This window comes from Mesorhizobium sp. M0207, assembly GCF_040321995.1.
Lineage (GTDB): Bacteria > Pseudomonadota > Alphaproteobacteria > Rhizobiales > Rhizobiaceae > Mesorhizobium.
In genome coordinates this window covers 1-24,529 of the sequence record NZ_JAMYSQ010000012.1, presented here as the reverse complement: position 1 = coordinate 24,529, position 24,529 = coordinate 1, and the positions used below count along the sequence as shown (strand labels likewise).

Genomic DNA, 24,529 nt, shown 5'->3' with positions numbered 1-24,529 from the left:
CAACCATGTCAGGAGGGCTCGAGTATATGCTCCCCCAAAGTGCATAAGCAGGGAGACCTCGGATGATCGATAGTGGCTTTGAAACGAAATCGCTGCGGATGGAATTGCTGCTGCTGGTGACCTTTCAGGCACCGGCAGCCGATGTCGACCGCATCATGGAGGCGGTGGTCGCGATCGCGCCGCTCGAAATGGGCAAATATGACAGCAATGCCTTTCAGTCGGCGGACGGCATCGAACGTTACCGGCCGCTTGAAGGTGCCGCCGCCGGCGCCGAGACGGAATTGCGCAGGCGGTCGGGGACTGTCGAGGTGTCGTTCGAACTGCCTGATGACCAGAAGCTCGCCGCACGCGTCGTCGAGGCGATTTATCAGGTTCACAGCTATCAGGAACCGGTGATCCGCATTCAGCCACTGCTTGCCAGCCGCTCCAAGGGTCTCGACGACCGCACCAACCCGAACCGCTGGTGGAACACGACGGGAGACTGGAAGAAGGCGTTACAACCGGAAACCGTCGCGGCGGAGTGACCGGAACCTGGTCGTATCTCGGTTTGAATCTGGCTGTCAGGAAGCCTGCCGATGAATGATGAAGCAAACCGCAAACCGGCAAGCGATCCCCAGGACCTGGCGCGGCTATTGGTTTCTCGCGAGCAAGCGGGAGACGCGGAAGGAATGGCTGCTCTTTACGAACCCGGTGCCATCCTCGATACCGGCAACGGACAGTTGGCCTGCGGCAGAGATGCCATCCGCCGATTTTACGCCAAGTTGGTGGCAGCGGGACGAAAGTTTGATCTCGGAGATCAGCGTCCGGCTATCATCAACAGGGATTTGGCGCTCACTTCCACGCGCCTTGCCGACGGCACCGTTACTGCGGAAATCGCTCGCCGGCAAGGTGACGGGAACTGGCTTTGGGTGATCGATCAGCCGTCCATCGCTCGATATTCATAGCCAGCATTCAAACTGAGACGCCACCCAGAGGACGGCCGGAGGCACACAGGAGCCTCCCGCGGCTGTCGGCACCCAATCAACTTGTCGGGTTTTGGTAGCACTCAATGTCCGCTTCGTCCCCAGCCTCCATCGGCTGGCATAAACCCGGACAACTCATGTGCTACCTAATCCGGACAACTCATCTGCTTACGACACAGAACCTGGACAAGGGTTGACTTTCCGGGCGCGTTCTTTATGTGTCGCGGCAAGTTTCCCGCGTCCGGGTGTTTCCCGTGCTCCAGCGGCCAAAACTCCACGAACATTCAACGGACGAACATCATGGCCAAAGCCGCAAACATCAAAATCAAGCTTCTGTCGACCGCCGACACCGGTTTCTTCTACGTGACCAGCAAAAACAGCCGCACCAAGACGGACAAGCTGTCGTTCCGCAAATACGACCCGGTCGCCAAGAAGCACGTCGAATTCAAGGAAACCAAGATCAAGTAATCGGGTTTTCTCTCGCAGTACCGAAACGCCGCCTTCCGGGCGGCGTTTTTCATTTCGGGGATACAGGGCTAGCCGATGCGATCGCCGCTTGCCGGATCGAACAGATGGAGCGATGCCGGATCAGCCGACAGGCGCACGGCCTCACCCGGCTTCACGCTGGCCCGGCCCATGGCAAACACGCAGACCTGCTGGCCGGCAAGCCTGGCATAGAACTGGGTGGACAGGCCGAGCGGCTCCACGACGCCCACCTCGCCCTTCAGCGCGCCATTGTCGGCGAGCCGGATATGCTCGGGCCGCAAGCCGACGGTGATCGCATCGCCATCCCTGAGCGGCAGGCCGTCCGGCAGCCTCAGCTTCTGGCCGTCGGCCAGGATGGCATCCGGCTTGGCGCCCTTTTCAACCACGGCAGACAGAAAATTCATGCCGGGCGAGCCGATGAACCCGGCGACGAACATGTTGACCGGCCGGTCGTACAGATCGAGCGGCACACCGACCTGCTGGACGAGGCCGTCATGCATGACGACAATGCGGTCGGCCATTGTCATCGCTTCGGTCTGGTCGTGGGTGACATAGACTGAAGTGGTCTTCAATTGCTGGTGCAGCGCCTTGATCTCGGCACGCATGTGAACGCGCAGCTTGGCATCGAGGTTCGAAAGCGGCTCGTCGAAGAGAAAGACCTTCGGGTCGCGTACGATGGCACGGCCCATGGCGACGCGCTGACGCTGGCCGCCGGACAATTGCCGAGGCAGGCGCTGCAGAAGCGCATCGAGCCCGAGCCGCTTGGCGGCCCCGTCCACCCTTGCATCGATCACCGGCTTCCCGGCCTTCCTCAGCATCAGGCTGAAGCCCATGTTCTTCGACACGTCCATGTGCGGATAGAGCGCGTAGGACTGGAATACCATGGCAATGTCGCGGTCCTTTGGCGCCATATCGTTGACCAGGCGCTCACCAATATGGATTTCGCCGTCGGAGACCTCCTCCAGCCCGGCGATCATACGCAGCAGTGTCGACTTCCCGCAGCCGGACGGGCCGACCAGAACGACGAACTCGCCGTCGGCGATTTCGAGATCGACTGCGTGCAGAACGCGCACCGCTCCATAGTCTTTGCGGACTTTGTCGAGTGTAACGGAGGCCATCGATCTATCCCTTGACAGCGCCGGCGGTAAGGCCGGTGACGAGGTAGCGTTGCAGGAAGGCAAAGAAGACGCAGACCGGGATCAGCGCCAGGATGGAAGCCGCCATCATCTGTCCCCAGTCGACCGCGAATTTGCCGATATAGGTGAGCAGGCCGACCGCGAAGGTCTTCTGGTCGTCGCTGGAAATCAGCATCAGCGCAAACAGCAACTCGCTCCAGGCGGCGGTAAAGACGAAGCCGAGCGTCGCGCCCATGCCGGGCAGCGTCAGCGGCACGATCACCTTGCGCATCGCCTGCAGGCGCGTGCAGCCGTCGATCATGGCTGCCTCTTCCAGGTCTCGCGGGATGCCGTCGAAGAAAGATTGCATCAGGAAGGTCGCAAAGGCCGTATTGAATGCGGTGTAGATGATGACGAGGCCGGTTAGGCTGTTGATGAGGCCGATCTGTCCCATGATGCGGTAGATCGGCGGAATGACCATCACCAGCGGAAAAGTCTGGGTGAGCAAAAGCAGGATGGCCAGGGTCGCCTTGCCGCGGAAGGAAAATCGCGACATGGCGTAGCCGGCCAGCGTGGCAATGACCGTTACGAAGGCTGCCGTCGACACCGAAACGATAACGCTGTTCAGGAAATAGCGTGGAAAATCGGTGGCTTCGAGCACGGTGACGAAGTTCTGCAGCGTCGCTTGCGACGGCCAGAAAGTGATGCCTTCGGAATAGAGCAGCCGCTCCGGCGTAACCGAGATCTTCAACGTCCAGAAGATCGGGAACAACGCGAAGGCCATATAGGCACCGATGCCGCCGTAAAGGCCGATACCGCCGAGGACGCGCGAGGAAGCGGAGCGTCCGGCAATCATCAGACGTGCCTCACCAGCGAACGGCGGATGCCGATAAGCGCAATCGCATAGACGATGAGCAGCACAAGCAGCAGGACCGCCACTGCGGAGGCATAGCCTTTGTCCAGCGACTTGAACGCGCTGACATAGATATAGACCGGCACTGTGGCGGTCGAACCGGCAGGCCCGCCTTCGGTCATGACGAAGATCAGGTCGGCGAATGTGGCGATCCATATCGTGCGCAGCATGACGGTAATGACGATGGTCGGCGCCAGGAACGGCAGCGTCACCTTGGTGAAGCGCTGCCACGGCGAGGCGCCGTCGATCGCCGCCGCCTCATGCAGTTCTGACGGGATCGACTTCAACGCCGCCAAAAGGGTGATGGCAAAAAAGGGAATGCCGAACCAGACATTGGCGACGATCGGCCCCCACATGGCTGTCGAGGGATCGGAGAGCACGTTGGTTGGCTCGGCTTTCAGCCCCAAGGCGTAGAGCCAATGCGGCAGCGGCCCGATGATCGGGTTGAACAGCCAGGCCCAGGTCAGGCCCGAGAGGAAGGACGGTACCGCCCAAGGCAGGAACACCACGGCCTGCACGATCTTTCTGCCCCGGAACGGCGTATCGAGCAGCAGCGCCAGGCCAAGTCCAAGGAAAAATTGGAAGAACAGGCTGGCTGCCGTCCACCATAGCGTGTTGACGAGCGCCTGCCCGAGCACAGGATCCGACAGCATCGCCTGATACTGCCCAAGCCCGACATATTCGGATTTGAAAGCGGAGAATTTGCGGAACGAGTAGCCGACACCGATAACCAGCGGCACCAGGAGCACGACGACCAGCAGCGCGATCGCCGGGCTGAGATAGAGCCAAGGCTCGATCACGGCATGGGATAGCCGCTTCTTTCGCGGCCTGCCGGCGGATCGGATTTCGGACACGGCATAGGTCATTGGTACTGGATCGTCTCCTGGGTAAGCACGGGCTGGCGACAGCGCCTTCCCCGTTTACGGGGAGATGCCGGTCCACCCTCCGCAGCTGCAGCGCAGCTGCTGCGGAGGACGGGCAGGCAGATGAGAGGCAACACGAGCCACGACGGGTTGGCGCCGCCCTCATCCGTCACTTCGTGACACCTTCTCCCCGTGAACGGGAGAAGGAAGAAAAGCTATTTCTTGTTCTTGGCCAGCCAGTCCTGCTGTTCCTTGGTCAGGAACTTGGCCCATTCGTCGGCCACGTCCTTGGCCGCCTTCTGACCAAGTAGCACTTCCTGAAAATTCTTGATCGCCACCTGGTCTACGAAATTGCCAAGGTTTTCCAGGTGAGTCGGCGGCGTCACCATCTCGTATTTGTCGCCGTTGTTCAGTTCCTCGAACCAGCCCTTGAACTGCTCGGTCCTGAAGTGAGCGTCCTGGTCGGCGCCGTTGTGGATTGGAATGACGCCGACTTCCTTTGCCCATTCCAGATTGTCCTTGGGCGACAACAGCGTCGCCATCAGCTTCCAGGCATCGTCCTTGTGCTGGGAATTGGCGAACATCGCCCAGCCGGCATAACCGAGCGTCGGATAGGATTTGCCGCTCGGCCCGACCGGCATCGGCGCCACGGCGAAGTCGTCGGCGCTCATCTTGTCGGCGATGCCGAGCAGCGCGTCGGGATCCTGGTTCAGCATGGCGCAAGTGCCGGAATAGAAGCCGGTGACGGTCTCGTTGAAACCCCAGCTCACCGCATCTTTCGGCGCCAGGCCGTTCTTGTACATGTCGGCGAGCATCTGCAGGCCTTTGACCGAGCCTTCCTCGTTGATGGTCGAGGTGCCGTCCTCGTTGAAATAGCCGCCCTTGCCAGCGGCGATGTTCATGAACATATGCATGCCGTTGAAGGCGCCCGGGCCGCCGCGCAGGCAGTAGCCATATTTGCCCGGTATCGCCGAGATTTTTTTGGAGTCCTCGACGAATTCATCGAGCGTCGCCGGCGGACCGTCCAGACCGGCCTCCTTGAACAGCTTCTTGTTCCAGAACAGCGCGTTCAGGTAATAGCCGTAAGGGATCATGTACTGCTTGTTATCGACCGTCGAGCCGAACTGCTTGGCACGCTCGCCAAGCGTTTTGGCATCGTCCCATTTGGCCATGTATGGCCCGAGATCCTCGAGCTGGCCGTTGGTCGCATAGAGGCCCATCCAGCGCTCCGGCATCTCGACGATGTCGGGCGTGTCGCCGGCCTGCACCATGGTGAGGAACTTCTCGAACGCCTGGCCCCAGGGCAGCGATACCAGCTCGACCTTGACACCCGGATTGGCCGCCTCGAATTCGGCGATCTGCTTCTTGAGGAATTCGGTACGCGGCGGACTGGTGATGACCTCGACCATCTTGACCGTGGAATCGGCCAGCACGCTGCCGGCGGAAATCGCCAGACCCGCGACGGCACCAAGAAGGATGCTCAGTTTTTTCATGTTCAGCACTCCCATTTTGAACGGCTCCTTTATCTTTTTGCTCTGTCGAAGGCCCGGGCAACATCCGCCCACAGGTCTTCGACACTTTCCAATCCGACACTGAAGCGGATGGTTCGTGGGCTGACGCCGAAGCGCGCCATCGAATTCAGGCCCGGCGTCTGCTCGAGCGAGGCCTTTGCCGGAACGACCAGGCTCTCATGGCCGCCCCAGCTGACGCCGATGCGAAAGAGTTTCAGCGCATCGACGAAAGCCGGGATGTCGACGTCTTCCGTCACTTCGAACGAGAACAGCCCGGCATAGCCGGCAAGCGTCGCCTTGCCTGGATGGTTGGAATAGGCCGGGTGGTTGACCCGCTCGACATGGTCATGCGCTTTCAGCCGTTCGGCGATGGTCAGCCCGCTCTTCATATGGTGCGGCAACCGCAGCGGCAATGTGCGCAGGCCACGCAGCAACAGCCAGGCCTCGAAAGGCGAAAGTTTGCCGCCGAGATAGGAATAGGTCTGCTCGTTGATATGTCGGATATGGGCGGCCGAACCGGCCACCACACCGGCGACGGTGTCGCTGTGGCCGCCGAGATATTTCGAGGCCGAATGCAACACCAGGTCGACACCGTGCGAAATCGGCTTCTGGAACACCGGCGTAGCCCAGGAATTGTCGATCGAGGTGATGATGCCCTGCTCTTTGGCCAGCCGCGCGAGCTGGGTTATGTCCTGGAGCTCGAACATCATCGACGTCGGGCTTTCCAGGTAGAGCAGCTTGGCGCCGGGAAGTGCTGCCGCGACCGCGTCCGGATCGGAACCGTCGACGTAGTCGACCCTGATGTTGAGCCGTGGCAAAAGCCGTTCGAACAGCCGGTAGGCATCGCCGTAGCAATTGCGCACGACAACCATGCGCTCACCGGCACCGACGAAAGCAAGCACCGTGGCGCTGATCGCCGCCATGCCGCTGGAAAAGCCGCGTGCGGCCTCCGCGCCTTCGAGAGCGGCGACACGCGCCTCGAACTCCATGACCGTCGGGTTGTCGCCGCGCGAATAGATCGGCTGATGTCGCCTGCCGGCGAATGTGTCGGCCATCTCGGAATAGTTGGCGAAGGTGAAGAGCGAAGTCTGGTAGATCGGCGGGACCACCGCGCCGCCGGGGAAAGGCTCGTCATGGGCGAGAAGCGTCGCTGCCTCGGCGAGATAGTCGTTTTCGAAACCGGCGGGATGATCGCTCATTTCTGGCCTGAAAGTTAGAGTTTGGCCGCGCCGCGCTTCAGATCGTCCTCGACGGTGGCGATCAGCTTGAGCGCCTCGGCCCGAGCCCCCTCCGGATCGTGCGCGGCAATGCGTTCGTAGATGGTGCGGTGGTAAGGAAAGCTGGCGTGGCCGAAATCACGAACGCCGAGCGGATGCTCCCAGAAACGATGGAACAGTTCGTGCATGGCGGCGATGATCTGCTCGAACAGCGGATTGCCGGAACTGCGGTAGATCGACTGGTGGAATTCCCAGTCCTCCTCCGCCGACATCCCGGCGCGGGTGTGGAAGGCCTGCTCCATAATGTCGAGCTTGCGCCCGATCTCGACGAGATCTGCCTGGCCCGCGCGGACGGCGCACAGGGCGGCGGCTTCCGCTTCCAGTGCCCGGCGGATTTCCAGCGTCTGCATCAGGCTGGTGAAATCATTGCCGCCGGCCAGCGTCAGCGGCATGTGCAGCATGTCCAGCGAGACCACTCCCTTGAGATAGGTGCCGCTGCCTTGGCGCCGTTCGACCAGGCCGAGCCCTTCCCACCGCGTCAACGCCTCGCGCACGGTGTTGCGGCTCACCTTGAGGCGCTCGGCAAGGATTCGTTCGGTCGGCAGTCTCTGGCCGGGCCCGAGAGCTTCCCGCATCACAAAGCCGGCCAGCGCCTTGAGCACCGCGTCGTCACGAGCAGTTGCCTGTATGGGGGAAAGGCCGAATTCGGTCATGCCAACGGGTCACCAAATGGCTCAATGGTCCAACCAATTTCTGCATAGAAGACAGGGCCTGTCAATCGACTGCGGCCGCATACGCCCTGCCCAAGCCGGCTATTTCAAAGGGCGCTGTCGCTGCCGCAACAAAAACCAAACATTTTCCGGGTCTTGGCGTAGAATCCTGATGTGTTTTGAAAATTGGGGGCCGGCCGGCGTTTGGCAGCGGTACGAGGAGGCCACTATGTGCCAGCGCCGGCCGGCCGACCCCACGGACCCAGGAGATGCGGCGGACCTGAGCATCATGGGGTATTCTTCGGGTCGAACCGGCGATCTAGCCTCGTGCCGGTTACGTCTAAGGGCTGCACATTTGCGCAACAACTTATGGAAATCAACCGTTTCTTAACCAAGCCTCGCAAATCGCTTGGATTAAGGTAAATTCGTAACCTTGTCGCGTTGACCCGGCAATTGGTGTTCGGTGCTAAGCCGCCTTGGCGACGACGCGATTGCGGCCGCCGCTCTTGGCTTCGTAGAGCGCAAGGTCGGCGCGTTTCATTAGCGCGGAGACCGTGTCCACCCCTTTCAGCACCGACGAAACGCCGACGCTGACGGTGACTTCGACGGCTTTGCCTTCGGCGCCGACGGGAAACGGCAGTTGGGCGATTTCGGCGCGAATGCGCTCGGCGACCTTTTCGGCCACCGCGCCGTCGGTGTCCGGCATCACCACGACGAACTCCTCGCCGCCGAAGCGGCAGGCCAGGTCGATGCCGCGCACATTCTTGCGCAGCCGCCGCGCGAATTCGCGCAGCACGTCGTCGCCGCCGTCATGGCCATGCGCGTCGTTGATGCTCTTGAAGCGGTCCAGATCGGTGATCATCACCGACAGCGGCCGGCGCCGTGCCACGGCGCGGTCGAACAGCGTCTGCAAATGGCTGTCGAGATAGCGCCGGTTGTGCAGGCCGGTCAGGGCATCGGTCACCGCCATCTCGATGGTCTGGGTGACGCTGGCGCGAAGCTGGTCGTTGTAGCGCTTGCGGCGCACCTGCGTACGCAGCCGCGCGGTCAGCTCCTGCTGGTCGATCGGCCGCATCAGATAATCATTGATGCCGAGTTCGAGGCCGCGGATGATACGCCCCTCCTCGCCCTCGTCCGCCAGAAGGATGATCGGCAGGAAACGGGTGCGATCGAGCGAGCGCAATTGCGAGCAGAGCCTCAGCGGGTCGAAATCGGCGAAGGCCGTCGAGATCATCACGCATTCATACGGCTGCTCGGCGGCCTGGAAGAAGCCTGCATGCGGATCGTTGGCGACGTCGAGATCGGCACTGCCGCGCAGCATCTTCTGGACGCGATCGAACGAGGATTTGCGCTCGTCGACCAGCAGCACCTTCGGCACCGCGTCGTCGGCAGCGAAGTTGCGGCTCAAAAGCTCCTCGATGCCGATATTGCGTGTCGTCGAGGCGCGCAGCCGCAGCTCGTCGGTCAGCGATTTCAGCCTGACCAGGCTCTTGACGCGCGTCATCAGCTGCAGATCGTTGACCGGCTTGGTCAAAAAATCGTCGGCGCCGGCCTCGAGGCCGCGCACCCGGTCCGAAACTTGGTCGAGCGCGGTGATCATCACGACAGGGATGTGCGATGTCGCCGGGTCGCCCTTCAGCCGCCGGCAGACCTCAAACCCGTCCATATCGGGCATCATCACGTCGAGCAGCACGACGTCGACCTTGCCGTTCTCGCAGATCTCGATCGCGTCCGGCCCGTTGGTGGCGGTCAGAACCTCGAAATATTCGGCGAGCAGCCGAACCTCCAGCAGCCTGACATTGGCTGGGATGTCGTCGACGACGAGGATCCGCGCGGTCATTTCACAAAGCTCCGGCTCGGCTGAGAAGGGACATCAGGCATCGCCCAGGTAGGATTTGATGGTTTCGATGAAACGCGGCACCGAGATCGGCTTGGAGATATATGCCTCGCAGCCGCCCTGGCGAATGCGCTCCTCGTCCCCCTTCATCGCGAAGGCGGTGACGGCGATGACCGGGATGACGTGGAGATCATCGTCCTCCTTCAGCCATTTGGTGACCTCGAGGCCCGACACTTCCGGCAGCTGGATGTCCATCAGGATGAGGTCCGGCCTGTGCTGCCGCGCCAGATCCAGCGCTTCCAGGCCGTTGCGTGTGCGCACCGTCTCGTAGCCGCTCGCTTCGATGAGGTCGCGAAAGAGCTTCATGTTGAGCTCGTTGTCTTCGACGATCATAACCTTCTTTGGCATCGATTTCCCGTCCCGGCTGACCTTCCACTCGAAGGGTGCCGTCATGCGCCCCTTGTCGGCACGCACCAAACCTGTTCCCACTATACGGCAATATGATTGACGAAACGCAAACCGGCCGCCCTAAAAGCGTTCGGATTCCAGGTGGGCGAGCTTGCTGCCGGCGACACTTGCCACTACTGCGAAAACAGAACGATTCCGCCCATGAAGGAAGGTAGCGATGGCAAACGCAGCGTCAATGCGCGAGGAAGCGGAAACCATTGCCGTAAAGGCGTTGGGCTTCGTCGCCGCCGATCCGGAACTTCTGCCCCGCTTCCTGGCGATCACCGGCATCGAAGCCCATTCCATCCGCCGGGCGGCAGGCGAGCCGGGATTCCTGGCCGGCGTGCTGCAGTTCATCCTTGCCCATGAGCCGACGCTGATGCGTTTTTCCGAGGAGACCGGAACGCCGCCCGCCGCAGTCGGCAAGGCATTGCGGGCGCTGCCGCTCGGCGACGACAATCATGAGCATTCGGTATGAGCGACGATCCCGAGACGGCGCGGCAGATCGAGGAGCTGGCCGCCGACGACCGGCCGATGCTGGTGCTCGACGTCGACGACGTCGTGCTCGAATTCATCCGGCCGTTTCCGCATTTCCTCAAATCGCGCGGCTTCGGCCTGACGCTGGCTTCCTTCCGCCTCACCGGCAACATCACCGAAACGGCGAGCGGCCGTTTGATCGAACAGCCCGAGGTTACGGCACTTCTGGGGGAATTCTTTGACGCCCAGGCCGATTGGCAAAGCATCACCGACGGTGCCGAGGATGCTCTTGCAGCGCTTAGCGACAGCGCCGAGATCGTTCTGCTAACCGCCATGCCGCACAAGCACCGCGTGGTGCGCCGTGCGCATCTCGACGCGCTCGGATTGCCCTACCCGCTTTTGACCACCGAAATGGCCAAGGGACCGGCGGTGGCCAAATTGCGCGGCAACAAGGGCCGCCCGGTCGCTTTCGTCGACGATCAGCCGTCCAATCTTGTGTCGGTGCAGAACTCGGTCGCCGATGCGTATCTCTTCCATCTGATGGCCGACAATTCGCTGCGCGCTTTCCTGCCGCCGCCGCCGGACGGCGTCAGAGTCGTCGAAGACTGGCGCGACGCCGCGCCGAAGATCGCGAGCGCTCTGGGGCTTTAATGCGAGCGCTCAGGGCTGCAGCTTCGGTCCTGCCCCGCCATTGTCGCCGCCGTCCGAATCCTCGCCCCCGGTCGAATTGTCCGTTCCATTCGCGCCATCATCGCCCGAGTTGTCATCCTGGCCGGCGCTGTCGTCCTGGACTTCATCCGGTCCCTTCAGCATGGCGCCGTTGATCGCAACGGACCCATCGGCCTTGGTGTTGATCACCCATTCCAGCCGGCCATCCGGCAGCGTCTTGCCAAAACCTTTGACGGCCAGCGCAAAGGGGAAGGCCTGCGCCATCTGCTCATCGCTCTTGGCGCCTTCCTTCAGGGCATCGACGATCTTGTCGTAGCCGGCCACAGCGACGGTCACGGTCGCATCAGGCTTTTCGCCGCCCGGGAAAGTCATCTCGCCTTCCATGGCGACTTCGACGTCGCCATTCTTCACGGTCGAGTGGCCGAGGATTACTTTGGGTTTCTTGGCCTTGAAATCGGCGACCAAAGCCTTGCCGAATTCCCCCGGCAACGGCGGATTCTTATTGAGATCAAAGGCTTCGATCGCCTTCTTCGCCATCGTGTCGAGATCGATATTGGCACCGCCGAAGTTGAGGTCGATATCCGTCGGCACCAGTGGACCAGTCCAGGCGGGCAGCAATTGCCGGGGGATCGTCAGACCGGAGGCTTTGATCCCATAGTTGATTTTGCCGTTCTGGGAGACGCCATCCATGCCGCTAGCCAAATCCAACTGCTTCGCACCCCACTTGCCGACTGGGCTCTCAATTGCGAAATCATTGAAGGCGTACGTTCCGTCGATTCTTTCCCAGACAGGCAACGCCGCAAGGAGACGTGACTTAAGTTCCGCCTGATTTACTTTCAGTTTCGCCTCGTTTTCATTAGCGACGGCAAAAGCAAGCAGATCCATCAACGGCTTTGTCCGAACACCCTTGCCGTTTGCATGCACCGAAAGTTCCGGCGCATTGAGGGTGACCGGGAAATTCAACCCTCGCTCGGGATCGTTGATTTTGAGGACTTCAGCAAAATTCAAGATCTTTTCCGCGACAGTGAAATCGATGCCGCCGTTCGCCGATTTCGTCGAATTTAGCGTGGCGGTGCCGGCACCGGCAGAGACATCGGCCTCTTGCTTCGGCTCCCGGGTTTTCATCGTCATAGCGTCCATTGACCCCGTGGCGCTGACGAAGGCCACCAGGGCCGGATCATACACACCGGTGAACTTGTTGTTCGACACCGAAAAGTCGATGTGCTGCGGCCCTTGAGGCCCCTTGAAATCGAACGATCCGTTCAGCGACGTATCCGCCGACACGTCCCACTGCCCGTCCTGGCGCGGCTTGACCCGCATGTCGTAAGGCGTGACGTCGAACTTGAAGGAATCCTGTTTCGACAGCAAAGCGACGAGCGGCTTGAAATCGACGGCGAGTTTGTACGCATCGCCGTCGGCAGTGATTTTCACCAGCCCGATATCGAAACCCTGCCTGCCGAAATAATGTGCCAGATCATCGGTAAGCTTCTTCGCGCCTTGGCTGTCGACGGTCTGGGCGAAAGCGGGCGCGCTAAACGCGACGGCGAGAACAAGTGGCAATACACGCTTCACGTCGATTCTCCGTTGTCTCGGGCCAAATCATTGCTTGTATTAGTGAAACAGCGTTACAGCGGCAAGACGCCGGCTGTAGGCCAAAAGCGCATCCGGCTAAAGCACCAGCCGCACCAGCGGTCGGCCTGGCTTACGTTCGACCAATCGCTGGAACCCGGCCTTCTCGAAGACCCGCGACGAGCCTACGAACAGCCCGATCGAGCGCGAATCCTTCGACAGGTCGATCGGGCAGGCCTCGATCAGCCGCGCGCCGTTCTCGCGGGCGAACTCGATGCCGCCTTGGACCAGGCGGTGCGACAGGCCCTTGCCGCGTGCTTTGGTGCGGATGAAGAAGCAGGAGATCGCCCAGACGCCCGGATCGCTGGCGTCGGCGGGGTCGATCGGCGCCGACCCCCTGCCCTGGTTGTTCCATTCGGGCACGTCGGCACGCGGGCCGATCTGCATCCAGCCGACCGCCTGGCCACCCTCGAAGGCCAACAGGCCCGGCGGCGGCCCGGCCTCGATCCGCGCCTTGATGTGGTCCTTGTTGCGCTCCCGGTTGCTCGCGCGGCGCGCTGCGGGCGACAGCCGGAAATGTGTGCACCAGCAGCCGTAGCAGGCGCCTTGCCTACCGAAAAGATCTTCGAAATCCGCCCAAAGCTCGGGCACTAGCGGCGCTATGGTCGTATTCATGAGCTCTCTCCCGGCCCACCGCCTTGTCGTGGCATCCGTCCTGACGTACCATTGCATTTGTTCTCTTTATGTTCGCAGCGATGGCGGCCCCTGTCAACAATCCCGAACACGGTTTTTGCCGCGACTGCCTGAGTTTTCAGCGCGGCGAGGCACGCCGTTGCGAGCGCTGCGGCAGTCCACGGCTCGCCCGCCATCCGGAGCTCTACCGGCTGCGCCTTGCCCATATCGATTGCGACGCGTTCTACGCGGCGGTCGAAAAGCGCGACAACCCGGCGTTGAAGGACCGGCCATTGATCATCGGCGGCGGCAAGCGCGGCGTCGTCTCCACCGCATGCTACATTGCCCGCATCCACGGCGTGCGCTCGGCAATGCCGATGTTCAAGGCGCTCGAAGCCTGCCCGGAAGCGGTGATCCTGCCGCCGGACATGGAAAAATACGTCCGCGTCGGCCGTGAGGTGCGCGCCATGATGCAGGCGCTGACGCCGCTGGTCGAGCCGCTCTCGATCGACGAGGCCTTTCTCGACCTCGCCGGCACCGAGCGCCTGCATGGCCTGCCGCCTGCGGTGGTCCTGGCGCGCTTCGCACTCGGCGTGGAAAAGGAGATCGGCATCACCGTTTCGGCCGGTCTTTCCTACTGCAAGTTCCTGGCCAAGGTGGCATCGGACTTCCGCAAGCCGCGCGGCTTTTCGGTGATCGGCGAGGCCGAGGCTATCGGCTTCCTGGCCGAGCAGCCGGTGACGCTGATCTGGGGGGTCGGCAAGGCCTTTGCCGCCACGCTCGAGCGCGACGGCATCCGCACCATCGGCCAGTTGCAGCGTATGGAACGTGGCGATCTGATGCGCCGCTACGGCGTCATGGGCGACCGGCTCTACCGGCTTTCGCGCGGCGAGGACGACCGTCGCGTCGTTCCCGACCAGGACGCGAAAAGCGTCTCGGCGGAAACCACTTTCGATACCGACATCGCCTCCGTCGACGAACTGGTTTCGGTGCTGAGGGCGCTGTCGGAAAAAGTCTCGGCCCGGCTGAAGAAATCCGGAATTGCCGGACGCACCGTCGTCCTCAAGCTGAAGACGCAGGATTTCAGGATCCGCACGCGCAATCGCCAGCTCGGCGATCCAACCCGGCTGGCCGACCGCATCTTTCAGACCGGGCTCGAGCTGCTGCGCAAGGAAGCGGATGGCACGAAATACCGGCTGCTCGGCATTGGCGTCAGCGATCTCTCCGACGATGACCGGGCGGACCCGCCCGACCTGGTCGACGTCCAGTCACGCAAGCGCGCCATGGCCGAAGGCGCCATCGACACGCTGCGCGGCAAGTTCGGCCGCAGGGCGGTGGAAACCGGCTATACCTTCGGCAAGGGCCGCGATGCCCATCCGCCCGAACCGGTCGAGGAATGATACCGGCATGTTTGAGATTCAGGTCAGGCCGAGTCGAGAAGGGTGGTTTCCGAGAACCGGAGCGGAGCGCACTTGTGAGTACGTGAGCACTGGATGCGCAGGAAACCGCTTTTCGCAGGCCGGCCTCACCTGAATATCAACTTGCCCCAGTCACGTGCGCTGCAGATCGATCCGGGTGGTCACCACACTCTTCCCGGTTTTCGGATCGGTATCGACGACGATCAGCCGCATGCCATTCTCGCCGTTCTTCTCGACCGTCATTTGCGCCTTGCGATCGCCATTGACCTCCTTGGCCCAACGGATGCCGAGATTGATTGCGTTGCCGGAGCGGCTGCCGCTCAATTGCGCCGGCCCGGTGCGCGATCCGACATAGGTGCCGGTGTATTTCGTCCCGCTCGATTTGAGATCGGCGCTGATGGCGCGCGTTACCACGATAAGACCGCGGCAGCTGCCGTCGAGCGACAGCGAGCTCGACGTTGCGTCGGAATTGAAATGACAGGAGACATTCACCGTCGGCGCATCGGTGGTCACCTTGACGATGCCTTTGCCGGCGAAATTCCCCTGGAATGAGCGAAGAAAATCCGGATCGTCGGCATGCGCTGCCCCGGCCCCGGCCGTCAGGCAGCCGGCAAGTACAAATCGTGCAAGTGATTTCATCGGACCGCTCCTCGTTGGTATCCAAAACACAGCACGCAAACACTGAGGGACCAACGCTCCCCTCAGCGGCGGGTTCCGGCTTCAACATCACTGTTTGCAACGCTGCGCGGCTGGCCCAGTCGAATGCGTCGGCTAGCGGTTGCGATGAGCGCTCCGGCTTGCGACATAGCCGCATGGCACCCGCACCCTCGATCCCCAAGGCCGCGTTCTGGATGGCGCTGTCGATCGCCTCGTTCCTGGCGATGTCGGTGGCCGGCCGTGCCACGACGGCCGAACTAAACGTCTTCCAGGTGCTCGAGCTGCGCTCGGTGATCGGCTTTTTCATCCTGTTGCCGCTGGTCATGATGTCAGGCGGTTTTGCGGCGATGCGCACCGGACGCCCGCTGGCTCATATCGCCCGCAACGTCGTCCACTATACCGGCCAGGCTGCCTGGCTCTACGCCCTGACGCTGATCCCGCTTGCGGTACTGATCTCGATCGAATTCACGACGCCGATCTGGACCGCTTTGCTGGCCGTCGCTTTCCTCGGCGAAAGGCTGTCCCGGCCACGGCTGGCGGCGATCGTGCTCGGGCTGATCGGCGTTGTGATCATCGTGCGTCCGGGCGTCGGCGCGGTCAATCCGGGGCATGTTATCGTGCTGGGAGCCGCGGTCTGCTTCGGCGTCTCGGTGGTCCTCGTCAAATCGCTGACGCGGACGGACAGCGTCGTGCGCATCATCTTCTGGATGCTGATCATCCAGTCGCTGCTTGGCCTCGTCCCGGCGCTTTACGAATGGCGCAACCCGCCGCTTGAACTCTGGCCGTGGATCCTGCTCATCGCCTTCACCGGCATGTCGTCGCATTTCTGCATGGCCCGCGCACTTGTCTATGCCGATGCGACGGTCATCTCGCCAATGGACTTTTTGCGCGTGCCGCTGTCGGCGGTGATCGGATGGCTGCTCTATCACGAGCAGATCGACGCCTTCACCGCCGGTGGCGCCCTGCTGATCCTGCTCGGCAATCTGCTCAATCTGCAGCGGAGAGCACCGCAACCGGCGGAGATCGCCGCTTCATAAGCGTGCGCTAACTCTTAGACCAGTTCCACCTCGACCACGCCCGGCACCGCCCGCATCGCCGACGCGATCTGCGGCGAAACGCGGTAGCGGTTGGGCAACTCGATCTCGACCTCGCCCTCGCCGCCTTCCTTGATGACGATGATGCTCACCTGACTGTCGCCACGCTGGCCAAGCTGCGATTGGATTGTCGATGCCGGTGCGTCATTTCTGACGAAGATGCGCAACGCTTTCTGGATACGGCTTGCCTCTTCCTCCAACGACTGCACGGTCTGGATGCGCAGATTGACGCCTTCAGGCCTGTCCTCGGCCGAAACGGTGATCACCACCGAGCGGCCGGGTTCGAGCAGGTCGCGGTATTGCGCCAGCCCCTCGGAAAACAGCACCGCTTCATACTGGCCGGAGGTGTCGGAGAACTGCACGACGCCCATCTTGTTGCCGGTGCGCGTCTTGCGCTCCTGCTTGGTGGTCACCGTGCCGGCGAGCCGGCCGGCGGCAGCACCGCGTTTGACGGCGGCCGAAAACTCGCCCCAGGTCTGCACCCGCATTTTCTGCAGCGCCGCCTTGTATTCGTCGAGCGGATGCGCCGAGAGATAGAACCCGACCACCTGGAATTCACGGTGCAGGCGGTCGGCGGCGAGCCAGGGATCGGTCGCCGGCAAGTTGAGCGCCTGCGACTGTGCGCCGAGCGAGGCGCCAAAGATGTCATGCTGGCCGGTGACGGCATTCTGCTGCGCCAGCGACGCCAGCCCCATCATCCGCTCGACGCCGGCCATCATCGCCGCGCGGTCATGACCGAAGCAGTCGAGCGCGCCGGCCATGATCAGGCTTTCGAAGACGCGCTTGCCGACGATCTTCGGATCGACCCTTTCACAGAAATCGGCGAGGCTCTTGAAGGGTTTTTCGCCGCGCGTGGCGACGATGTGCTCGACCGCCGCATCGCCGACGCCCTTGAGCGCGGCCAGCGAATAGAAGATGCGGTTCTCGCCGACCTCGAAATCCCGGAACGACGTCATGACCGACGGCGCCACCACCTCGATGCCGAGGCGCAGCGCATCCTGGCGGAAATCGGCGAGCTTGTCCGTATTGCCCATGTCGAGCGTCATCGATGCCGCCAGGAATTCGACGGGGTAATGCGCCTTCAGATAGGCGGTCTGGTAGGAGACGACGGCATAGGCGGCGGCATGCGATTTGTTGAAACCGTAGTCGGCAAACTTTGCCAGCAGGTCGAAGATGAAGTCGGCTTGCGGCTTGCCGACGCCGCGCTCGACCGCGCCCGAAACAAAGCGCTCGCGCTGCTTGTCCATCTCGGCGCGGATCTTCTTGCCCATGGCGCGGCGCAGCAGATCGGCTTCGCCCAGCGAATAGCCGGAGAGCTCCTGCGCGATCTGCATCACCTGTTCCTGGTAGACGATGACGCCTTGCGTCTCCTTGACGAGATGGTCGATCTTCGGGTGGATCGACGCCATCTCCTCCTCGCCGTGCTTTCTGGCGTTGTAGGTCGGTATGTTCTCCATCGGCCCCGGCCGGTAGAGCGCGACCAGCGCGATAATGTCCTCGATACAGTCGGGCCGCATGCCGATCAGCGCCTTGCGCATGCCGGCACTTTCCACCTGGAACACGCCGACCACCTCGCCGCGCGACAGCATGGCGTAGGTTTCGGGGTCGTCGAGCGGAATGTGGGCAAGATCGATCTCGATGCCGCGGCGGCGGATCAGCTTGACGGCCCTGTCCAGCACCGTCAGCGTCTTCAGGCCAAGGAAGTCGAATTTCACCAGCCCGGCCTGCTCGACATATTTCATGTTGAACTGCGTGACCGGCATGTCCGAGCGCGGATCGCGGTACATCGGCACCAGCTCCGACAGCGGCCGGTCGCCGATGACGATGCCGGCGGCGTGCGTCGAGGCGTGCCGATAAAGACCTTCCAGTTTCTGCGCCGTATCGAGCAGCGTCTGCACGATCGGCTCACGCTCCGCCTCTTCGGCAAAGCGCGGCTCGTTGGCGATGGCGTCGGCGAGCTTGACCGGATTGGCCGGGTTCGACGGCACCATCTTGCTCAGCTTGTCGACCTGCCCGTAAGGCATCTGCAGCACGCGGCCGACGTCGCGCAGCACCGCGCGCGCCTGCAACGTGCCGAAGGTGATGATCTGGCCAACCTGGTCGCGGCCGTATTTCTGCTGGACGTAGCGGATGACTTCCTCGCGCCGGTCCTGGCAGAAGTCGATGTCGAAGTCGGGCATAGACACGCGGTCGGGATTGAGGAAGCGCTCGAACAGCAGCGAAAAACGCAGTGGATCGATGTCGGTGATGGTCGTGGCATAGGCGACCAGCGAGCCGGCGCCCGAACCGCGGCCCGGGCCGACCGGAATGCCTTGTGCCTTGGCCCATTTGATGAAGTCGGCAACGATCAGGAAATAGCCCGGATATTTCATCTTCTCGATGACGCCGAGCTCGAAATCCAGCCTTTCGCGATATTGCTCGACGGTATAGCCGGGCGTCGGCCCGTGCGCCGCCAGCCGCGCCTCCAGCCCTTCATGCGCCTGCCTGGCAAGCTCCTGCGCCTCCGCCTTGACCGCAGCATCGGCGTCGGCGACATCGCGGCCGGCAAAGCGCGGCAGAATCGGATTGCGGGTCTTCGGGTAATACGAGCAGCGCAGCGCGATCTCGACGGTGTTGTCGATTGCTTCCGGCAGGTCAGCGAACAGCCTCGCCATATCGGCCTGGCTTCTCAGGAAGTGGTCGGGCGAAAGGCGGCGGCGATTGTCGGCCGCAACCACGGAACCTTCGGCGATGGCGATCAGGGCGTCATGCGCCTCATAGTCTTCACGAGAGAAGAAAAACGCCTCGTTGGTGGCAACCAGCGGCAGATCGTGGCGGTAGGCGAGGTCGACCGACGACTGCTCGATGGCGCGGTCGTAGCCGGAGACCCGCTCAAGCTCGACATAGAGCCGGTCGCCGAACAGGCTCTTGAGCGCCGAGAGCCGGGTCTCGGCGAGTTCGCGGCGATCCTGTTTCAAGGCAGTGCCGATCGGACCGCCCGGTCCGCCCGTAAGGCAGATCAATCCGTCGGTGTGGCCCTGCAGCATCTCGCTCGTCAGATGCACCGCTTCGCCGGGCGGTGTCTCGAGATAGACGCGGCTGACCAGCCTGACCAGATTGCCGTAGCCGGCCTCGGTTGCGGCGATCAGGACGACCGGCCGCATCTCCGGTCCTTGCCGCCTGCGGTCGCGCTGGCTGTCGCTCGCCTCGCCGGAAAAGGCGAGGTCGATCTGGCAGCCGATGATCGGCTGGATGCCGTCCTTTACCGCCTTCTGGGCGAATTCCAGCGCGCCGAACAGATTGTTGGTGTCGGTGACGGCGATTGCCGGGCATTCGTCCTGCACCGCATGGCCGACGATCTTGCCGAGCTGCAAGGCACCTTCGAGCAGCGAATAGGCCGAATGCACGCGCAGATGAATGAATCGACGCGCCGCCGCCTCCGCCCGCGACGCCTTTGCATAGGCCTCGCGCAGCAAGGGATCGCGTGGAAGTCTTTCATCCGCCATGGTTTTTTCGCGCCGCCTGAAGGGACTCAGTCGATGAAGTTGTATTGTCGAGCGCCGGGTAGCACGAGTCCAGCGCTAGTGATTAGAGCTTTGGAGGTTTAGAGCAACCGCCGAAGCTGCCAATTTCCCCCTTGTGGGGGAGATGTCCGGCAGGACAGAGAGGGGCGCTGTCCCGCCAACCTCAGGCTACAAACAAAACCCGCCTCGGCGGGCGGGTCGTTGGAGCCAATTAGCACCATAGCCAAATTAATAGCATAGCTGCCGGCACAAAGCAAGAACAAAATACGGCGCGACGGGGAAAAATTCGAGTTGTCCGTCTCCCGAGAGCGTATCCAGAGGATTGCAAGGTCGCGTTCCTTCGCGCCCCCCTCTGTCCTGCCGGACATCTCCCCCTCTAGTGGGGAGATTAGCCATCATCTCGGCTTTCGCCAATTTCCAACTTTGCAGGAGCGAGCTAGGCCCCGAAGCTGCCAATCTCCCCACTTTAGGGACACTTGAGGGGGAGATATCCGGCAGGACAGAGGCGCGCGCTGTCCCGCCAACTTCAGACAGAGCGTCGAGGGCGGGTACGGCCTCATGCGAATTCCATGATCACCGCATCGACGGCAAGGCTGTCGCCTGGCCTGGCGTTGAGCTTCGAGACGATGAGGTCGCGCTCGGCGCGCAGCACGTTTTCCATCTTCATCGCCTCGACCACGGCCAGCGTCTCGCCGGCCTTGACCTCCTGCCCCTCGGCAACGGCAATCGACACGACGAGGCCGGGCATCGGGCATAGCAGCATCTTCGAGGTATCCGGCGCCACTTTTTCCGGCATCAGCCTTTCGAGTTCGGCGGTGCGCGGCAGCATGGCGCGGGCTGTCACCGAGATGCCTTTCCAGGCGATGCGGAACCCGTTCAGCACCGGCCTGACTTGCGCCGCGACCTTGCGGCCGCCGACCGTGCCGCGCCAGATGAGATCGCCCGGCCGCCAGTCGGATGCCACCGTCAGCGGTTTGCCGCCGTCGATTGTGAGGTCGAGCTCCATCGGAATGGAAATCATGCCTTCGACGATGGCAACCGAAAGATAATCCCGGCCGATCTTCACCACCCAATCGCGTTTCAAGGCGCCCGAATGCGGCGCCAGCCGCCCGCCCAGCCGGTCGAGCCGGTCGCGGCGCAGCAGTTCGACTGCGGTGGCGATCGCGGCCAGCACCGCGTTTTCTTCGTTGTTCGGCACAATGGGCGCGAAGCCGTCGGGATATTCCTCGGCGATGAACGCCGTCGATAGCCGCCCTTCCCGCCAGCGCGGATGCTGCATCAGCGCCGCCAGGAACGGTATGTTGTGCTCGATGCCGTCGACGACGAAACTGTCCAGCGCTTCCGACATCGCGTCTATCGCCGCCAGCCGTGTCGGCGCCCAGGTGCACAGCTTGGCGACCATCGGGTCGTAGAACATCGAGATTTCCGAGCCTTCGGTAACGCCGGTATCGTTGCGGATAACGACCTCGCCGAATTTTCCCTCTTCCGGCGGCCGGTATTTCGTCAGCCTGCCGATCGACGGCAGAAAGTTGCGATACGGGTCTTCGGCATAGAGGCGGCTTTCCACCGCCCAGCCGTTCAGCTTGACGTCGCTCTGCTTGATGGCGAGCTTTTCGCCGGCTGCCACGCGGATCATCTGCTCGACCAGGTCGATGCCGGTGACGAGTTCCGTCACCGGATGCTCGACCTGCAGCCGCGTGTTCATTTCTAGGAAATAGAAGTTCTTGTCGCTGTCGACGATGAACTCGACCGTGCCGGCGCTCTGGTAGTCGACGGCCTTGGCCAGCGCCACCGACTGCTCGCCCATGGCTTTGCGGGTCTTGGCGTCGAGGAAGGGGGACGGCGCCTCCTCCACGACTTTCTGGTTGCGGCGCTGGATCGAGCATTCGCGCTCGCCGAGATAGAGCGTGTTGCCATGCGCGTCGGCGAGCACCTGGATTTCGATATGGCGCGGATCGACGATGAATTTTTCGATGAAGACGCGGTCATCGCCGAACGAGCTTTTCGCCTCCGACCGCGCCCGGTCGAAGCCGTCGCGCACCTCTGCCTTGCTCCAGGCGATGCGCATGCCCTTGCCGCCGCCGCCGGCTGAAGCCTTGATCATCACGGGATAGCCGATTTCGCCGGCTATTCTTTCGGCATGGGCGGCGTTTTCGACGACGCCGAGCCAGCCGGGCACCGTCGACACCTTGGCCGCATTGGCGAACTTCTTCGATTCGATCTTGTCGCCCATCGCCTTGATGGCCTTGGGCTTCGGGCCGATGAAGACGATGCCTTCCTGCTCCAGCGCTTCGCAGAAGGATGCCCGCTCGGACAGGAAACCGTAGCCGGGATGCACGGCCTCTGCTCCTGTGGCCTTGCAGGCGGCGATGATCTTTTCCGCGACCAGATAACTTTGCGCAGCCGGCGAAGGCCCGATATGCACCGCCTCGTCGGCCATTTCGACATGCACGGCGTCGCGGTCGGCGTCGGAATGGACCGCGACGGTGGCGATGCCCATCTTGCGCGCCGTCTTGATCACGCGGCAGGCGATCTCGCCACGGTTGGCGACCAGGATCTTTGTGAACATGCAGGCCTCGTCCCTCGGCTGCCCTTCTTTTACGGACCTCCCGTTTTATGGGCTTCAGGGGGCCGGTCAAGGCAAAGTCGGAGCCTATCCCGCATGCAAACGGCGGGCGCTGACGAAAATCCGGGGTCAGAACGTCGCTTCGTGCATAGCGCAGAGCTGAATGGTAAGTTAAATCTAACCTGGATTGCAGACTGCCTTGGGAGGATTGCCTGATGAAAACGCGCGCCGCTGTCGCCGTTGCCGCCGGAAAGCCGCTGCAGATCATGGAGGTCGACCTCGAAGGTCCCCGCGATGGCGAGGTGCTGGTCGAGATCAAGGCAACCGGCATCTGCCACACCGACGAGTTCACGCTGTCGGGCGCCGACCCGGAAGGCCTGTTTCCGGCGATCCTCGGCCATGAGGGCGCCGGCATCGTCGTCGACGTCGGCAAGGGCGTCACCTCGGTCAGGAAGGGCGACCATGTCATCCCGCTCTATACGCCGGAATGCCGGCAGTGCCCGTCCTGCCTGTCGCGCAAGACCAATCTGTGCACCGCCATCCGCGCCACGCAGGGACAGGGTTTGATGCCGGACGGCACCTCGCGCTTCTCGATCGGCAAGGACAAGCTGTTCCACTACATGGGCTGCTCGACCTTCTCCAATTTCACCGTGCTGCCCGAGATCGCGGTGGCCAAGGTCAATGCCGACGCCCCGTTCGACAAGATCTGCTACATCGGCTGCGGCGTCACCACCGGCATCGGTGCTGTGATCAACACGGCCAAGGTCGAGCAAGGCGCGACCGCGGTCGTCTTCGGCCTCGGCGGCATCGGCCTCAACGTCATCCAGGGCCTGCGCCTTGCCGGCGCCGACATGATCATCGGCGTCGACCTGAACAACGACAAGAAGGAATGGGGCGAGAAATTCGGCATGACGCATTTCGTCAATCCGAAGGAGATCGACGGCGATGTCGTGGCTCATCTCGTCAACATGACCAAGCGCGGCGCCGACCAGATCGGCGGCGCCGACTACACGTTCGACTGCACCGGCAACACCAAAGTCATGCGGCAGGCGCTGGAAGCGTCGCATCGCGGCTGGGGCAAGTCGGTCATCATCGGCGTTGCCGGCGCCGGCCAGGAGATCTCGACGCGGCCGTTCCAGCTGGTCACCGGCCGCACCTGGATGGGCACCGCCTTCGGCGGCGCGCGCGGCCGCACCGACGTGCCGAAGATCGTCGACTGGTACATGGCCGGCAAGATCGAGATCGATCCGATGATCACCCACACGCTGAAGCTCGAGGACATCAACAAGGGCTTTGACCTGATGCATGAAGGCAAGTCGATCAGGAGCGTGGTAGTCTATTGAAGGAGGTACTGATCCGGGTTCGGATCCGATATCCGAATTTCAGCGAGTCGCTCAGTATGCAGAGCTGGCAATTCGGCGAACATCTTTGGGTAGCGCTTAGGAATAACAACCGCGTTCGCATCGACCTCGATGAGATCGACCGCGGCAGAGAAGAAATATCGTTTCTCGTGCGCGATACATATCTGAGTAAGGCGCTCAAGGTGGTAGAGCGCGTCAAGCAAGAACACCGTATGGAGAATGAAGCGGTAATCGAAACGGAACCAGCATAGAACCAAGGGAGGAGACAAAAATGCCGGAAAAACTGCATCCTAAAATCGACAATGGACTGCCACGGGAAAAGGCCGACTTTGCCGGCGGCACGCTGGTCTGCGCCTGCACCAGCAACCCGGTCAAGGTCAAGGTCAAGGGCCAGATCGCCCACAACCATGCCTGCGGCTGCACCAAATGCTGGAAGCCGGAAGGCGCGCTGTTCTCGGTCGTGGCGGTTGCCGGTACAAACG

Annotated in this window: 22 protein-coding genes and 1 pseudogene; 10 read left to right on the top strand and 13 right to left on the bottom strand. The window is 62.2% G+C overall.

Annotation, left to right across the window (positions count from 1 at the left end):
- Positions 1-62 precede the first annotated feature (62 nt).
- From NKJ15_RS17305 to rpmG, 3 genes are all read left to right on the top strand, one after another.
- On the top strand, positions 63-524 hold the full coding sequence (locus tag NKJ15_RS17305; RefSeq protein ID WP_352471771.1) for a YqfO family protein: 462 nt from the start codon (positions 63-65) through the stop codon (positions 522-524).
- Positions 525-575: 51 nt separating this feature from the next.
- Positions 576-944, top strand: coding sequence for a YybH family protein (locus tag NKJ15_RS17300; protein WP_352471772.1), 369 nt, complete (start codon positions 576-578; stop codon positions 942-944).
- 318 nt (positions 945-1,262) lie between these two features.
- Positions 1,263-1,430: a 50S ribosomal protein L33 gene (gene rpmG / locus NKJ15_RS17295; protein ID WP_006201775.1), complete on the top strand. Its 168-nt coding sequence runs from the start codon at positions 1,263-1,265 to the stop codon at positions 1,428-1,430.
- Between the two features lie 68 nt (positions 1,431-1,498).
- Here the strand turns inward: rpmG and NKJ15_RS17290 are convergent, their stop codons facing one another.
- The 8 genes from NKJ15_RS17290 to NKJ15_RS17255 form a co-directional block, all read right to left on the bottom strand.
- Entirely contained in the window at positions 1,499-2,566 is a 1,068-nt protein-coding gene (locus tag NKJ15_RS17290) for an ABC transporter ATP-binding protein (RefSeq protein ID WP_352540640.1), read from the bottom strand.
- 4 nt (positions 2,567-2,570) lie between these two features.
- Positions 2,571-3,419: a carbohydrate ABC transporter permease gene (locus NKJ15_RS17285; protein WP_352540641.1), complete on the bottom strand. Its 849-nt coding sequence runs from the start codon at positions 3,417-3,419 to the stop codon at positions 2,571-2,573.
- Entirely contained in the window at positions 3,419-4,342 is a 924-nt protein-coding gene (locus tag NKJ15_RS17280) for a carbohydrate ABC transporter permease (protein WP_352816393.1), read from the bottom strand. Before NKJ15_RS17280 ends, NKJ15_RS17285 begins: the two co-directional genes overlap by 1 nt.
- A gap of 212 nt (positions 4,343-4,554) precedes the next feature.
- Positions 4,555-5,832 (bottom strand): ABC transporter substrate-binding protein, encoded by a 1,278-nt coding sequence (locus NKJ15_RS17275; protein ID WP_031212851.1) that lies wholly within the window; start codon positions 5,830-5,832, stop codon positions 4,555-4,557.
- A gap of 29 nt (positions 5,833-5,861) precedes the next feature.
- Entirely contained in the window at positions 5,862-7,049 is a 1,188-nt protein-coding gene (locus NKJ15_RS17270; RefSeq protein ID WP_352816391.1) for a PLP-dependent transferase, read from the bottom strand.
- A 14-nt stretch (positions 7,050-7,063) separates the two neighbouring features.
- On the bottom strand, positions 7,064-7,780 hold the full coding sequence (locus tag NKJ15_RS17265) for a FadR/GntR family transcriptional regulator (RefSeq protein ID WP_352816389.1): 717 nt from the start codon (positions 7,778-7,780) through the stop codon (positions 7,064-7,066).
- A gap of 463 nt (positions 7,781-8,243) precedes the next feature.
- Positions 8,244-9,617 (bottom strand): PleD family two-component system response regulator, encoded by a 1,374-nt coding sequence (locus NKJ15_RS17260; RefSeq protein ID WP_352471778.1) that lies wholly within the window; start codon positions 9,615-9,617, stop codon positions 8,244-8,246.
- 33 nt (positions 9,618-9,650) lie between these two features.
- Entirely contained in the window at positions 9,651-10,022 is a 372-nt protein-coding gene (locus tag NKJ15_RS17255; RefSeq protein ID WP_006334976.1) for a response regulator, read from the bottom strand.
- Positions 10,023-10,239: 217 nt separating this feature from the next.
- Here NKJ15_RS17255 and NKJ15_RS17250 point away from each other — a divergent pair, with 217 nt between their 5' ends.
- Together NKJ15_RS17250 and NKJ15_RS17245 are read left to right on the top strand one after the other, a co-directional pair.
- Complete coding sequence (locus tag NKJ15_RS17250) at positions 10,240-10,539, top strand: DUF3572 domain-containing protein (protein ID WP_352502452.1); 300 nt, start codon at positions 10,240-10,242, stop codon at positions 10,537-10,539.
- Positions 10,536-11,189 carry a hypothetical protein gene (locus NKJ15_RS17245; RefSeq protein ID WP_352816387.1) on the top strand — a complete coding sequence of 218 codons (654 nt, stop codon included), beginning with the start codon at positions 10,536-10,538 and terminating at the stop codon, positions 11,187-11,189. Before NKJ15_RS17250 ends, NKJ15_RS17245 begins: the two co-directional genes overlap by 4 nt.
- A gap of 9 nt (positions 11,190-11,198) precedes the next feature.
- Here the strand turns inward: NKJ15_RS17245 and NKJ15_RS17240 are convergent, their stop codons facing one another.
- Both NKJ15_RS17240 and NKJ15_RS17235 read right to left on the bottom strand, forming a co-directional pair.
- Positions 11,199-12,779 carry a hypothetical protein gene (locus tag NKJ15_RS17240; RefSeq protein ID WP_352816385.1) on the bottom strand — a complete coding sequence of 527 codons (1,581 nt, stop codon included), beginning with the start codon at positions 12,777-12,779 and terminating at the stop codon, positions 11,199-11,201.
- Between the two features lie 96 nt (positions 12,780-12,875).
- Positions 12,876-13,451: a GNAT family N-acetyltransferase gene (locus tag NKJ15_RS17235; protein ID WP_352471783.1), complete on the bottom strand. Its 576-nt coding sequence runs from the start codon at positions 13,449-13,451 to the stop codon at positions 12,876-12,878.
- 68 nt (positions 13,452-13,519) lie between these two features.
- Between NKJ15_RS17235 and NKJ15_RS17230 the strand changes: the two genes are divergently transcribed.
- Complete coding sequence (locus tag NKJ15_RS17230) at positions 13,520-14,848, top strand: DNA polymerase IV (protein ID WP_352816383.1); 1,329 nt, start codon at positions 13,520-13,522, stop codon at positions 14,846-14,848.
- Between the two features lie 150 nt (positions 14,849-14,998).
- Here NKJ15_RS17230 and NKJ15_RS17225 read toward each other — a convergent pair whose 3' ends face one another.
- Positions 14,999-15,505, bottom strand: a complete 507-nt coding sequence (locus NKJ15_RS17225; RefSeq protein WP_352471786.1) for a hypothetical protein — start codon at positions 15,503-15,505, stop codon at positions 14,999-15,001.
- Positions 15,506-15,678: 173 nt separating this feature from the next.
- On the opposite strand from NKJ15_RS17225, the gene NKJ15_RS17220 reads away from it, so the two are divergent.
- Positions 15,679-16,560, top strand: coding sequence for a DMT family transporter (locus NKJ15_RS17220; protein ID WP_352816381.1), 882 nt, complete (start codon positions 15,679-15,681; stop codon positions 16,558-16,560).
- Positions 16,561-16,574: 14 nt separating this feature from the next.
- On the opposite strand, the gene dnaE is transcribed toward NKJ15_RS17220, so the two are convergent.
- Together dnaE and NKJ15_RS17210 are read right to left on the bottom strand one after the other, a co-directional pair.
- Positions 16,575-20,102 carry a DNA polymerase III subunit alpha gene (dnaE, locus tag NKJ15_RS17215; protein ID WP_352816379.1) on the bottom strand — a complete coding sequence of 1,176 codons (3,528 nt, stop codon included), beginning with the start codon at positions 20,100-20,102 and terminating at the stop codon, positions 16,575-16,577.
- Positions 20,103-20,676: 574 nt separating this feature from the next.
- Positions 20,677-22,689 (bottom strand): acetyl-CoA carboxylase biotin carboxylase subunit, encoded by a 2,013-nt coding sequence (locus NKJ15_RS17210; RefSeq protein WP_352816377.1) that lies wholly within the window; start codon positions 22,687-22,689, stop codon positions 20,677-20,679.
- A gap of 212 nt (positions 22,690-22,901) precedes the next feature.
- Between NKJ15_RS17210 and NKJ15_RS17205 the strand changes: the two genes are divergently transcribed.
- The 3 genes and pseudogenes from NKJ15_RS17205 to NKJ15_RS17195 form a co-directional block, all read left to right on the top strand.
- Positions 22,902-24,029, top strand: a complete 1,128-nt coding sequence (locus NKJ15_RS17205) for an S-(hydroxymethyl)glutathione dehydrogenase/class III alcohol dehydrogenase (protein ID WP_352541895.1) — start codon at positions 22,902-22,904, stop codon at positions 24,027-24,029.
- Positions 24,026-24,298 carry a hypothetical protein gene (locus NKJ15_RS17200; RefSeq protein WP_352451332.1) on the top strand — a complete coding sequence of 91 codons (273 nt, stop codon included), beginning with the start codon at positions 24,026-24,028 and terminating at the stop codon, positions 24,296-24,298. The genes NKJ15_RS17205 and NKJ15_RS17200 overlap by 4 nt, the downstream gene beginning before the upstream one ends.
- Positions 24,299-24,318: 20 nt before the next feature.
- A pseudogene (locus NKJ15_RS17195) lies at positions 24,319-24,529 on the top strand (S-(hydroxymethyl)glutathione synthase); the annotation flags it as partial.